The sequence below is a fragment of the Streptomyces polyrhachis genome, assembly GCF_042663125.1.
In the GTDB taxonomy this organism is placed as follows: domain Bacteria; phylum Actinomycetota; class Actinomycetes; order Streptomycetales; family Streptomycetaceae; genus Streptomyces; species Streptomyces polyrhachii.
In genome coordinates this window covers 21342-33390 of record NZ_JBHSZO010000022.1, presented here as the reverse complement: position 1 = coordinate 33390, position 12049 = coordinate 21342, and the positions used below count along the sequence as shown (strand labels likewise).

The 12049-nt window shown below is 71.7% G+C and carries 11 protein-coding genes; 2 read left to right on the top strand and 9 right to left on the bottom strand.

Features of this window, described 5'->3' with window-relative positions; all coding sequences use genetic code 11:
- Positions 1-20: 20 nt before the first annotated feature.
- Positions 21-1166: an NADH-quinone oxidoreductase subunit D gene (locus ACFQLX_RS15465; RefSeq protein WP_386415387.1), complete on the top strand. Its 1146-nt coding sequence runs from the start codon at positions 21-23 to the stop codon at positions 1164-1166.
- Between the two features lie 86 nt (positions 1167-1252).
- On the opposite strand, the gene ACFQLX_RS15460 is transcribed toward ACFQLX_RS15465, so the two are convergent.
- From ACFQLX_RS15460 to ACFQLX_RS15445, 4 genes are all read right to left on the bottom strand, one after another.
- Positions 1253-2128 (bottom strand): hypothetical protein, encoded by an 876-nt coding sequence (locus ACFQLX_RS15460; RefSeq protein ID WP_386415384.1) that lies wholly within the window; start codon positions 2126-2128, stop codon positions 1253-1255.
- An 88-nt stretch (positions 2129-2216) separates the two neighbouring features.
- The gene (locus ACFQLX_RS15455) at positions 2217-3191 is read right to left on the bottom strand and encodes an ABC transporter substrate-binding protein (protein WP_386415382.1); all 975 of its coding nucleotides are present in this window, start codon (positions 3189-3191) and stop codon (positions 2217-2219) included.
- A 17-nt stretch (positions 3192-3208) separates the two neighbouring features.
- Positions 3209-3967, bottom strand: coding sequence for an ABC transporter permease (locus ACFQLX_RS15450; RefSeq protein ID WP_386415379.1), 759 nt, complete (start codon positions 3965-3967; stop codon positions 3209-3211).
- A gap of 1 nt (position 3968) precedes the next feature.
- Complete coding sequence (locus ACFQLX_RS15445) at positions 3969-4652, bottom strand: ABC transporter permease (RefSeq protein WP_386415377.1); 684 nt, start codon at positions 4650-4652, stop codon at positions 3969-3971.
- A 196-nt stretch (positions 4653-4848) separates the two neighbouring features.
- Here ACFQLX_RS15445 and ACFQLX_RS15440 point away from each other — a divergent pair, with 196 nt between their 5' ends.
- A complete protein-coding gene (locus ACFQLX_RS15440; RefSeq protein WP_386415374.1) occupies positions 4849-6015 on the top strand; it encodes an ABC transporter ATP-binding protein in 1167 nt (388 codons plus the stop codon).
- A gap of 25 nt (positions 6016-6040) precedes the next feature.
- Here ACFQLX_RS15440 and folE read toward each other — a convergent pair whose 3' ends face one another.
- The 5 genes from folE to tilS all read right to left on the bottom strand — a co-directional run bounded on the left by folE (position 6041) and on the right by tilS (position 12037).
- Complete coding sequence (gene folE / locus ACFQLX_RS15435; protein ID WP_386415372.1) at positions 6041-6643, bottom strand: GTP cyclohydrolase I FolE; 603 nt, start codon at positions 6641-6643, stop codon at positions 6041-6043.
- 160 nt (positions 6644-6803) lie between these two features.
- The gene (locus ACFQLX_RS15430) at positions 6804-7748 is read right to left on the bottom strand and encodes a DUF5996 family protein (protein WP_386415369.1); all 945 of its coding nucleotides are present in this window, start codon (positions 7746-7748) and stop codon (positions 6804-6806) included.
- A 233-nt stretch (positions 7749-7981) separates the two neighbouring features.
- Complete coding sequence (gene ftsH, locus ACFQLX_RS15425; protein WP_386415367.1) at positions 7982-10027, bottom strand: ATP-dependent zinc metalloprotease FtsH; 2046 nt, start codon at positions 10025-10027, stop codon at positions 7982-7984.
- Between the two features lie 248 nt (positions 10028-10275).
- Complete coding sequence (gene hpt / locus ACFQLX_RS15420; protein ID WP_386415533.1) at positions 10276-10815, bottom strand: hypoxanthine phosphoribosyltransferase; 540 nt, start codon at positions 10813-10815, stop codon at positions 10276-10278.
- 139 nt (positions 10816-10954) lie between these two features.
- Positions 10955-12037 (bottom strand): tRNA lysidine(34) synthetase TilS, encoded by a 1083-nt coding sequence (gene tilS / locus ACFQLX_RS15415; protein ID WP_386415364.1) that lies wholly within the window; start codon positions 12035-12037, stop codon positions 10955-10957.
- Between the last annotated feature and the right edge of the window lie 12 nt (positions 12038-12049).

Here is a 12049-nt window from a genome sequence, read left to right as displayed (position 1 = left end):
CCCCTGGCACACTGGGCCGCATGACGGAGACGACGACGGTCGGCGTCGGTGGTGCCGGTGAGGCCACCGACATGGTGCTCAACATCGGTCCGCAGCACCCTTCCACCCACGGCGTGCTGCGGTTGAGGCTCGTCCTGGACGGGGAGCGGATCGTCTCCGCCGAGCCCGTGATCGGGTACATGCACCGGGGGGCGGAGAAGCTCTTCGAGGTGCGCGACTACCGGCAGATCGTGATGCTCGCCAACCGCCACGACTGGCTCTCGGCGTTCTCCAACGAACTGGGCGTCGTGATGGCCGTGGAGCGGATGCTCGGCATGGAGGTGCCCGTGCGCGCGGTGTGGATCCGCACGCTCTTCGCCGAGCTGAACCGGGTCCTCAACCACCTGATGTTCCTCGGCTCCTACCCCCTCGAACTGGGCGGCATCACCCCGATCTTCCATGCCTTCCGCGAGCGCGAGGACCTCCAGGCCCTGATGGAGGAGGCCACCGGCGGGCGGATGCACTACATGTTCAACCGCATCGGCGGCATCAAGGAGGACCTCCCGGCCGGCTGGACGGGCCGCGCCCGCGCGGTCGTCAACGCCGTCGCGGGGCGGATGGGCGTCTACGACGACCTGGTCCTCGGCAACGACATCTTCCGCGCCCGCACCCGCGGCGTCGGCGTCCTGGCCACCCCGCTGGTGTACGAGTACGGGATCAGCGGGCCGATCGCCCGCGCCTCCGCCGTCGACTTCGACCTGCGTCGCGACGACCCGTACCTGGCGTACCCGCAGCTGCAGGACGTACTGAAGGTCGCCGTCCGCAAGGAGGGCGACTGCCTGGCGCGCTTCGAGGTGCTGCTGGAGCAGACCCACAACTCCCTGGCGCTCGTCCTGGCCTGCCTGGACCGGCTGGCGGAGCTGGCGCCCGGCCCGGTCAACGTGCGGCTGCCCAAGGTCGTCAAGGCGCCCGAGGGCCACACCTACACCTGGGGCGAGAACCCGCTGGGCATCAACGGCTACTACCTGGTGTCGACGGGCGAGAAGACCCCGTACCGGCTGAAGCTGCGCACCGCGTCCTTCAACAACATCCAGGCGCTCACCCGGGTGCTGCCGGGGACGCTGGTCGCCGACATGGTGGCGATCCTGGGGTCGATGTTCTTCGTGGTCGGGGACATCGACAAGTAGGCGACAGGGAGGCGACAGAGAGGCGGCACATAGCCGGCGGGCGGCCTCAAGTCGCCCTTCTGCGCCCGCCGTTCATGCCCCGCCGTTCAGGACACCGCCAGGTCGATCACCCGGCTGATCGCGCCCTGCGGGCGGCGCTGCACGGCCGCGCTCACGACCGGAGGGTCGCCGTCCGCCGGGCCCGCCCCCTCGGGGCGTGCCGGAGGTACGAGCGTCCCGGGGGCCGGCGGATTCGGCGTGGACCACGGGGTGCCCGGCAGCGGACGGCCCCCCTGCGCCGCCGGCAGGTGCGGGGCGCTCTGCGCCGGCCCGTGCGCCCGACCGGAGCCGAAGTAGTCGAAGTCCTCCCCGGCCCGCCCGCGCTCCCCCTCGGCCGCCCGGCCGGCAAGGCTGCTGAGCGCCACCGAGGCCCGCAGGTAAGCCGCCGGAGTGGGCGCCCCGGTGGGAAAGCGGTCCGCGGAGGCGGCCGGGAGCGCGATCGGCTGCTTGCGGGTCTCCAGCTCCAGCAGCCGGCGGCTCTCCAGCACGCCGGCCCGCTCCGTCTCGGCGGTGGCGTACCGGCGCAGCAGCGCCGCGTGCTCCGAGCGCATCCGCTCCAACTCAGCGGTGGCCGTGCGCAGTCGCTGCTCCACGGCCTTGCGGATGTCGCGGCTCTCCGTCAGCTCGGCCTCCTGCTCGGCCTCCAGCCGCGCCACGGCCTCCTCGTGCTCCAGCTCCTCGCGGATGCGGGCACCGACGGCCTCCTTGAGCTTCAGGGAGGCCACGCGGTCCAGGACGCGCAGCAGGCTCGCACCCGCGACCGCCGCGACCGCGGCCACCACGACCAGCGCCCTGAGCACCGCCGCCTCGCCGTCCCGTACGAACAAGGCGGCGGCAGCGCAGGAGAACGCGCAGATCGCGAGCAGCGACGGCGCGAGCAGCCGGTGCGCGGGGGAGGAGAAGCGGTGGCGTCCACGTGACATGGGCGGAAAGATACCGCTCGGATGTGCTATACGGGGACCTGCTTTCGAGATCGTTTCCCGCTGGTTACCCATCCCTGCCCCCAATCGGCTATTCAGCGCCGAGAAGTCCCTTCTCCTCCAGATACGCCGTGGCGACGTCGGCGGGCTTCTCCCGGTCGGCGTCGACCTTCCGGTTCAGCCCGATGAGGTCCTCGGTGGTGAGCGTGGAGGTCAACGTGCCCAGCGCGGCCGCCACCTTGGGGTCGCTCGCCTCCTTGGTGTTGAGCACGGGGACGATGTTGTCGGCGTTCTGCAGCCCCTTGTCGTCCGCCAGCAGCACCAGGCCGTACTGCTCCAGCGTGGCGTCGGTGGTGGTGGTCAGCACCAGCTGGTCGACGCCGTCCTGCACCGCCTGCTTGGCCTCGGGGGTGCCGACGCCCTTGGGGTCCACGGCGGTGATGTCGATCTTGTAGGTCTTCTCCAGCCCCGGCTCGCAGAAGGGGCGCTGCGGGCACTCGTCACCGGCGGCGAGCTTGACCTTCAGCTTGGCGGCGCCGAGGTCGGAGAGCGTCTTGAGGCCGTGCTTGTCCGCGAACTCCCTGCTCACGGCGAAGGCGTTCTGGTCGACGGCGTCCCCCGCGTCCAGCACGGTCAGGCCGCGCGGCCCGGCGAGCTTGCGCAGCGCCGCGACGGTCGCGGCGGCGTCGTTGGAGGCGACGGGCGCCTTCTCGGGCGCCTCGGGGCCGTTGACCTTGGCGTTGAGGAACTCCGCGAGGGTCGCCGCGTACTCCGGGACGACGTCGATGCCGCCCTTCTCCAACTCCGGCTCGTACAGCTCGCGGTTGGTGAGCTTCTTGACGGAGGCGCTGAAGCCCGCGTCCTTGAGCACCTGCGCGTACAGCTCCGCCATCACCTGCGCCTCGGTGAAGCCCGCCGCCCCGACGACGAGGGTCTTGCCCCCGCCCTTGCCGTCCCCGCCGCCCCCGGACTTCTCCAGGCTGTCCCCACCGCAGCCGGCCAGCGCCACGGGCAGCACGAGGGCGGCCAGGGCGGCACCTGCCAGGCGGATCCGCTTCTTCAACATCAGGTAACTCCATCCAGTCAATCAGCTGTACGAACAAGGGTGTCGGCCTGCGAAGCCCGCACCGGCCCGGCTGACCCCGGGAGGTCCGCGGCCCGACGTGCCCGAGGCCGCGTCCGGCGCCGCATCGGGTCGAGCAGGCGCTGAACGGCCACGAGCGAGCCCTCGACCAGCAGTGCCAGCGCCGCGACCAGCAGCGCGCCAGCGACCACCTTCGGGGTGTCGTAGGTGCGGAAGCCGGCGGTGATGATGCGGCCCAGCCCGCCGCCGCCGGGGATCGCCGCCAGGGTGGCGGTGGCCACCACCTGCACGGCGGCCGAACGCACCCCGGTGATGATCAGCGGGAAGGCCAGCGGGAGTTCGACCCGCAGCAGCCGCTGCCCGCCGGACATGCCCATCCCGCGCGCGGCGTCCACCACGTCGCGGTCGGCCTCGCGCATCCCGACGTAGGCGTTGGCCATCAGCGGCGGGATCGCGAAGAGCACCAGGGCGATGACGACCGGCAGCTCACCGGCCGTCCGCAGCGGCGTGACGTACAGCAGGGAGAGCACGGCGAAGGTCGGGACCGCACGGCCGATGTTGGCCACGTTGACGGCGAGCGCCCCGCCGCGGCCCAGGTGCCCCAGCCAGATCGCGAGCGGCAGCGCGAGCGCGCAGGCCGCGGCGAGGCTGACCCCGCTCAGGTACAGGTGCTCCAGCAGCCGGGTCCAAGCACCGTCCGGGCCCGTCCAGTTGGCGCCGTCGGCCAGCCACTCCCAGGCCCCGGTGACCGCGTCCATCTCAGACCCCCTCCGCCGCGCGCGCCCGCTTCCACGGCGTGAGGAGGCGGCCTATGAGCAGCAGCACGGCGTCCGCGGCGAAAGCGAGCAGCACGCAGATGACGGAGGCGGTGAGCACTTCGGCCCGGAAGTTGGAGGCGCGGCCCGACTCGATGAGATTGCCCAGCCCCCCGTAGTCGATGATCGAGCCGATCGTGGTGAGCGCGATGGTGGAGACCGTGGCGATCCGCAGGCCGGCCAGCACGGCGGGCAGCGCGAGCGGCAGCTCGACCCGCACCAGCAGCCGCACCGGCCCGTACCCCATGCCCCGCGCCGACTCGCGCACGTCCTCGGGCACGGAGTCCAGGCCCGCCAGGAAGTTGCGCACCAGGATCGTCAGCGAATACAGCACCAGCCCCGTGACGACCACCGCCGGGGATATACCGAACACGGGCAGCAGCAGCGAGAACATCGCCAGCGAAGGAACCGTGTAGAGCAGCGTCGTCAGCCCGAAGACCGGCCCGCGCGCGGCCCGGAAGCGGCGCGCGAGCAGCGTGAGCGGAAAGGCGACAAGAACGCCGAGCAGCACCGACACCCCGGTTATCCACAGGTGTTGCACCGTCGCGTCGGTGATCTCCTGGCTCCGCGTGCGCAGATACTCGCCGCAGATCCAGTCGTTCGCGACCAGGCAGTTCCCACTCTCCATCCCAGCCCTCCTCCCCCGGGTCCGCCCCCGCGAACCGTCCTCGGCCAGTGGTGTGGCTCACTGTCCTCCCGTCGCCCACGACCCTATCCGCCACCACTGACAAGCCGGTTACGGTGGAGCACAGCGGTAATACAGGCTTCATGGTTCCCCACGGGAACAGCCCACCACGGAGCCGGCGACGCGACGATGGAGCAGCATGATCCGATTCGAGCACGTGACCAAGCGCTACCCCGGCGGCACCACGGCCGTGCGGGACCTCACCTTCGAGGTCGCCGCGGGCGAGCTGGTCACCCTCGTGGGGCCGTCCGGCTGCGGCAAGACCACCACGATGAAGATGGTCAACCGCCTCATCGAGCCGAGCGAGGGCCGCATCCTCGTCGACGGCGAGGACGTCATGGCCGGCGACCCGGTCGAGCTGCGCCGCCGCATCGGGTACGTCATCCAGTCCACCGGCCTCTTCCCGCACCGCACCGTGCTGGAGAACACCGCCACCGTCCCCCACCTGCTCGGCTGGCCCAGGGCCCGGCGCCGCGAGCGCGCCCGCGAGCTGCTGGACCTGGTCGGCCTGGACCCTTGCGTCTACGGCGACCGCTACCCCGACCAGCTCAGCGGCGGCCAGCGCCAGCGCGTCGGCGTCGCCCGCGCGCTGGCCGCCGACCCGCCGGTGCTGCTGATGGACGAGCCCTTCGGCGCGGTCGACCCGGTGGTGCGCGAGCGCCTGCAGAGCGAGTTCCTGAAGCTCCAGGCGGCCGTGCGCAAGACCGTGCTCTTCGTCACCCACGACATCGAGGAGGCCGTCCTCCTCGGCGACCGCATCGCGGTCTTCGGCGACGGCGTGATCGAGCAGTTCGCCCCGCCCACCGAGGTCCTGGGCGCCCCCGCCAGTGCGTACGTGGCGGACTTCGTCGGCGCCGACCGCGGCCTGAAGCGCCTGTCGGTGACCGCGATCGAGGAGGACGACCTGGAGCGCCCCCTCGTCGTCCACCTCGACGACCCGGCCGCCGACGCCGCCGCCCGGCTGCGCGCCCAAGGCGCCCGCTGGGCGGTGGTGCTGGACGACGCGGACGTCCTGCACGGCTGGGTGGCCGCCGACTCCCTGGCGGCGGCCCCGGACGGCGGCGAGGTCCGCGCCCACGCCCGCCGGATGGAGGCGTGGCTGCCGGTGGGCGCCTCGCTGAAGCAGGCGTTCGCCGCGATGCTGCAGTACGACGCCGGCTGGATCGCCGTGGTCGACGAGACCTCCGGCCACTTCCGCGGCATCCTCACCCCGGCCCGGCTGCACGAGGCCCTGCGCCGCTCGATCGAGTCGGACGCCCAGGCCGTACGCCGCGCGGACGTACGCCTGGACTCCGTACCGGGATAGACCGCGAAGTCCGGTCTTCAGCGCGTCAGTTGAGGATCAGGCTCATCGCCTCGGCCCGCGTCGTCGCGTCGCGCAGCTGCCCCCGCACGGCCGAGGTCGTCGTCTTGGCGCCCGGCTTGCGGATGCCGCGCACCGACATGCACATGTGCTCCGCCTCGATCACGACGATCGCCCCGCGCGCGTCCAGGATCTCCATCAGGCTGTCCGCGATCTGCGTGGTCAGCCGCTCCTGCACCTGCGGGCGGCGGGCGAAGACGTCCACCAGCCGGGCCAGCTTGGACAGCCCGGTGATCTTGCCGCTCTCGGCCGGGATGTAGCCGACGTGCGCGACGCCGTGGAAGGGCAGCAGGTGGTGCTCGCACATGCTGACCAGCTCGATGTCCTTGACCACGATCATCTCGTCGTGCCCGAGGTCGAAGGTGGTGGTCAGCACGTCCTGCGGCTGCTGCCGCAGACCCGCGAATATCTCCCGGTAGGCGCGCGCCACCCGCGCCGGCGTCTCCCGCAGGCCCTCGCGCTCCGGGTCCTCGCCCACCGCGATGAGCAGTTCGCGTACGGCGCTCTCGGCCCGCTTCTCGTCGAACTCACCGACGGCACTCGCGCCGTCCAGCGTCACCGGATCCACCATGGTGCCTGCCTCGTTCCTGTTCCCGGACGGTCTCCTCGGCACGTGTACGAACCGGACCGCGGCCTCCCAGGCTAGAACCTGACCCGGGAAGCACGCATTCCGGGTGCCTCGTGCCCCGTCCCGGCCGCCGCACGACGGCCGGGACGCACGAAGGGACCGCTCAGCGGGGGTGACCCGTCGGATGCGTGGTCGACATGTGCCAGCCGTCGCAGACCGGACCGATCAGGTTCGCGGGCCAGCCCGCGGTCGCCACCGCCGCCTCGTAGACGGCGTTGCCGAAGTCGACCACGGCGGCGTGCGGGTCGTCCGTGGCGCGCAGGGCGTTCCACGGCAGCACGACCAGGCCCTCCTTCTCGATCCAGTTCGCGCCCGCCACGCCCCACTCGCGGCCTTCGAGCCCGTCGGGCTGCGGCCAGATGTACGCGTAGAGGTAGGCGCCCTTGTGCGCGGCGTCACCCAGCGAGAAGCCCACCGAGACGTACTCGTACAGCTCGCCGTTCTGCAGGAAGGCGGGCCGGCCGGCCACGGGGGTGGTGGGGACGGGGCGGTGGCGGGTGGCGGAGAGGTCGAAGCCGCCCCACATCACGCCGACCGGCGGCCGGTGGCCCAGGAAGGGCGCCTGCCACTGCTCCAGCGCGCCGGCGACCAGGTCGTAGCCCTCCCACATCGTCCGCGCCGCCTCCGGGTCCCAGCTGCGCTGCAGCTTGTCGTCCTCGAAGCGCGGTACGGAGCCGGGGATCTCGCAGATCAGCGAGGACTTCGGCGGGTCGATGCCCAGCTCCTCCACCGCGGCCACGAAGTCCGCGTAGAAGACGGCGACCGTGCCGGTGCGCAGCGGCAGGGTGCGGCTGCCGTTGTCCGACTCGATGACCACGTCGTTGTCGAGCAGCCGGTAGTGCACCGTGAAGGTGTGCCCGTCCAGCCGGTAGACGGGGGTGCGCAGCCCGCGCGGGGTGACCTCCAGCACGATGGCGCCCCAGCCGGGCTCGAAGGGCTCGTCGAGGGTGTACTTGCTGCCGATCTGCACCAGCCGGTTCACGTACTGGATCATCGGCGCCAGCGTGTCGTAGACCAGCGCGGGCCACACGTCGCGGTGCTTGCTCACAGGGGTCCTCCCGGGAGAAGTCGGTGTCGCGGCCGGCGGCCCGGGAGGATGCCCGCGCCACCGCTGTTCCGTCCCGCACCATTTTCGTACGCGCCCACGGATCGCGCCCGTCCAGCGACGGACCCAAGCACCCCGCCCCCGCTGCCCGCCCCGTACGGAAAAGGCCCGGGGCCGCACCCCCCGTGCGGGAAGTGCGGCCCCGGGCCTTCGGCCAGTGCGACCGGGGAGAGCCCCTACAGGCCCTTCTCGCCCGGGTCGCCGTCCGCGGCGCCGTCGCCGCCCGAGGGCAGCTCCGCCGGCGGGTTGCCGTTGGCCTCCCCCGCGAGCGGGGTGAGCCGGCCGTTGGTCTGGCTCAGCTCCTTGCGCGAGATCACCGGCGGGCGGGTGGAGGGGGTGCGCCGCGAGGAGCCCGTCCACGCCGGGCGGGCCGGGCGCTTGACGATGTCCTTGAAGACCTCGGCGATCTGCTCCTTGTTGAGGGTCTCCTTCTCCAGGAGCTCCAGGACCAGGTTGTCGAGGATGTCGCGGTTCTCGACGAGGATCTCCCACGCCTCGTTGTGCGCGGTCTCGATGAGCTTCTTGACCTCCTCGTCCACCAGCGCGGCGACCTCCTCGGAGTAGTCGCGCTGGTGCGCCATCTCCTTGCCCAGGAAGGGCTCGGAGGCGTCGGCGCCGAACTTGATCGCGCCGAGCCGCTCGGTCATGCCGTACTGCGTGACCATCGCGCGGGCGGTCTTGGTCGCCTTCTCGATGTCGTTCGAGGCGCCCGTGGTGGGGTCGTGGAAGACCAGCTCCTCGGCCGCCCGGCCGCCCATCATGTAGGCGAGGGTGTCGAGCATCTGGTTGCGGGTGGTGGAGTACTTGTCCTCGTCCGGCAGCACCATGGTGTAGCCCAGGGCGCGGCCGCGGGAGAGGATCGTCACCTTGTGCACCGGGTCGGCGTTGGGGGAGGCCGCCGCGACCAGGGCGTGTCCGCCCTCGTGGTACGCGGTGATCTTCTTCTCCTTCTCCGACATGATGCGCGAGCGCTTCTGCGGACCGGCGACGACGCGGTCGATGGCCTCGTCCAGCGCCTTGTTGTCGATCAGCTTCTTGTCGCCGCGGGCCGTCAGCAGGGCGGCCTCGTTGAGGACGTTCGACAGGTCCGCGCCGGTGAAGCCCGGGGTGCGCTTGGCGACGGCCTTGAGGTCGACGTCGGGCGCGATGGGCTTGCCCTTCTGGTGGACCTTCAGGATCTCCAGCCGGCCCTGCATGTCCGGGGACTCCACCGCGATCTGGCGGTCGAAGCGGCCCGGGCGCAGCAGCGCCGGGTCCAGGATGTCGGGGCGGTTGGTCGCGGCGATGAGGATCACGCCGCCCTTGACGTCGAAGCCGTCCATCTCGACCAGCAGCTGGTTGAGGGTCTGCTCGCGCTCGTCGTGCCCACCGCCCATGCCGGCGCCGCGGTGGCGGCCGACCGCGTCGATCTCGTCGACGAAGACGATCGCCGGGGCGTTGGCCTTGGCCTGCTCGAAGAGGTCGCGCACCCGGGAGGCGCCGACACCGACGAACATCTCCACGAAGTCCGAGCCGGAGATCGAGTAGAACGGCACGCCGGCCTCGCCGGCGACGGCCCGGGCGAGCAGCGTCTTGCCCGTGCCGGGCGGGCCGTAGAGCAGCACACCCTTGGGGATCTTGGCGCCGACGGCCTGGAACTTCGCCGGCTCCTGCAGGAACTCCTTGATCTCCTGGAGCTCCTCGACCGCCTCGTCGGCGCCCGCCACGTCGGAGAACGTCGTCTTGGGGGTGTCCTTGGTGATCAGCTTGGCCTTGGACTTCCCGAAGTTCATCACCCGGGAGCCGCCGCCCTGCATCTGGTTCATCAGGAAGAGGAAGACCAGGACGATGAGCACGAAGGGAAGCAGGCTGAGCAGAATGCTGAGGAAGGGGTTGTCCTTGGTCGGCTTGACCGAGTAGCCCTCGTCGATCTTGCCCTCGTCGAACTTCTTCTGCAGCAGGGTCGCGAGGCTCGCGCCCTGGCTGTCGATGTAGTTCGCCTGGACCTTGGAACTCTTGTCGATCTTGTTGTCGCCGGAGAGCTGGACCTTGACCGTCTTGTCGTTACCGGTGGTCAGCTCGGCCGACTTGACCTTGTCCTGCTGGATCGCCGAGACGACCTCTGCGGTGTCGACTGACTTGTAGCCCTCGGAGGAGCCCACGAGTTCGATCAACAGGACCACGGCGAGGACGGCCAGAATGATCCACATCACTGGCCCACGGAAGTATCGCTTCACGTCCATCCACGGGGCGCGCGAGCGCCCCGTTCCTCCTGCCCACCATGAGGCACGGCCTGCGGGCCCCTACGGGCCGACCGTGCATACGTGTATGACTTGGTCCTGAGCTTTCGACGGTACACCGGAATTGTCACCCGCCGGGTGAGAGGGCGGCGAACGCTGCGGCCCTCCCCTGCTCCAACGGTGGACACCGGCATTGCGTTCCCCGCCTCTGCCAGACCGCGGCCGGCCCGCGGCCCGCCCGCCGCGGCGCCTCAGCCGCCGTAGACGTGCGGCGCGAGGGTGCCCACGAACGGCAGGTTGCGGTACTTCTCCGCGTAGTCCAGCCCGTAGCCGACGACGAACTCGTTGGGGATGTCGAAGCCGACCCAGTCCACGTCGATGGCGACCTTCGCCGCGTCGGGCTTGCGCAGCAGCGTGCACACCTTCAGCGAGGCGGGCTCGCGCGAGCCCAGGTTGGACAGCAGCCAGGAGAGCGTGAGGCCGGAGTCGATGATGTCCTCGACGATCAGGACGTGCTTGCCCTTGATGTCGGTGTCGAGGTCCTTGAGGATGCGCACCACACCGGAGGACTGCGTGCCGGCCCCGTAGGAGGAGACGGCCATCCAGTCCATCGTCGCCGGGGTGGACAGCGCACGGGCCAGGTCCGCCATCACCATCACGGCGCCCTTGAGCACTCCGACGAGGAGCAGGTCCTTGCCCGCGTACTCGGCGTCGATCTTCGCGGCCAGCTCGGCGAGTTTGGCGTCGATCTCTTCCTTGGTGATGAGCACCGACTGAAGGTCGGCTCCCATGTCCTTCTGGTCCACCAGGATCCCTGTCTACGAAGTGGGCTCGGTCGTGTCCGCAGCGGCCCCGTCGGAGCCGTCCGCCGCGCTCCCCGCCCGGCCCCGTCGAGGACCCGTCGCAGGGAAGTCCCTGGTCGTACGGGCGTCAGCCGAGCGGCGCGGCACGCTGCTGGATGACCAGTCTGCCATCCTGGCGCCGCGCCTCCACCCGGCCGGGGAGATTGATGGCGCCCTGGCCGTGCCAGCCGGTGATCAGCTTGTCGACCTCCTCGATGTGCCGGGCGAAGAGCGAACCGGCCGGTGCGCCGGCCGCCAGCAGCGAGGAGCGCAGGATCCGGCGGCGTACGGCGGCGGGCAGCGGGGAGAGCTTGGCGACCTCCAGCCGGCCGGCCTCGTCGCGCACGGTGCGCTCCACGCCCGCCGCCCAGGCGTCGAGGGCGTCGGCGTCGTCGCGGGAGAGCTGGGCCGTACGGGCGAGGGCCTCCACGACGCCCTTGCCCAGGGCCTTCTCCAGGATCGGCAGCGCCTCGTGGCGCACCCGCGAGCGGGTGTAGGCGGGGTCGGTGTTGTGCGGGTCGTCCCAGACGGGCAGCGACTGCACCATGCACGCCTTGCGGGCCACCTGCCGGTCGACCTCCAGGAACGGCCGGCGGTAGCGCCCGCCGCGGCCGGAGGCGGCGGCCATCCCGGACAGCGAGCGCGTCCCCGAGCCGCGGGCGAGGCCCAGCAGCACCGTCTCGGCCTGGTCGTCGCGGGTGTGGCCGAGGAGGACGGCGGCGGCGCCCAGGCGCTCGGCGGCCTCGTCCAGGGCGGCGTAGCGCGCGTCGCGGGCGGCGGCCTCGGGGCCGCCGGCGCGGCCGATGGCCACGCGGACGGACTCCACCGGGGCCAGACCCATGGCCGTCAGCCGCTCGACGACCTCGGCGGCGCGGCGGTCGGAGCCGGCCTGCAGGCCGTGGTCGACGGTCACGCCGCCGGCGCGCACGCCGCGGCGGGGGGCCTCGAAGGCGAGGGCGGAGGCGAGCGCCATGGAGTCGGCGCCGCCGGAGCAGGCGACCAGCACGAGGGGGGCCTGCGTGTCGGGGGCGTCGGGGGCGCGGTGTGCTTCGGGGGCGCCGGGGGCTTCGGGGGCGGCACTGCTGCGGGGGGAGGGAAGCCCGGTGAGGATGTCGCTGAGGGCGCGGCGAACTGCCAGACGTATCGCGGCGACCGCTGGATGGGGACCCATGGCTTTCACTTC

Coding starts and splice junctions, on each gene's coding strand:
- ACFQLX_RS15465 (WP_386415387.1), top strand. CDS start 21: ATGACGGAGACGACGACGGTCGGCGTCGGTGGTGCCGGTGAGGCCACC.
- ACFQLX_RS15460 (WP_386415384.1), bottom strand. CDS start 2,128: ATGTCACGTGGACGCCACCGCTTCTCCTCCCCCGCGCACCGGCTGCTC.
- ACFQLX_RS15455 (WP_386415382.1), bottom strand. CDS start 3,191: ATGTTGAAGAAGCGGATCCGCCTGGCAGGTGCCGCCCTGGCCGCCCTC.
- ACFQLX_RS15450 (WP_386415379.1), bottom strand. CDS start 3,967: ATGGACGCGGTCACCGGGGCCTGGGAGTGGCTGGCCGACGGCGCCAAC.
- ACFQLX_RS15445 (WP_386415377.1), bottom strand. CDS start 4,652: ATGGAGAGTGGGAACTGCCTGGTCGCGAACGACTGGATCTGCGGCGAG.
- ACFQLX_RS15440 (WP_386415374.1), top strand. CDS start 4,849: ATGATCCGATTCGAGCACGTGACCAAGCGCTACCCCGGCGGCACCACG.
- folE (WP_386415372.1), bottom strand. CDS start 6,643: ATGGTGGATCCGGTGACGCTGGACGGCGCGAGTGCCGTCGGTGAGTTC.
- ftsH (WP_386415367.1), bottom strand. CDS start 10,027: ATGGACGTGAAGCGATACTTCCGTGGGCCAGTGATGTGGATCATTCTG.
- hpt (WP_386415533.1), bottom strand. CDS start 10,815: ATGGGAGCCGACCTTCAGTCGGTGCTCATCACCAAGGAAGAGATCGAC.
- tilS (WP_386415364.1), bottom strand. CDS start 12,037: ATGGGTCCCCATCCAGCGGTCGCCGCGATACGTCTGGCAGTTCGCCGC.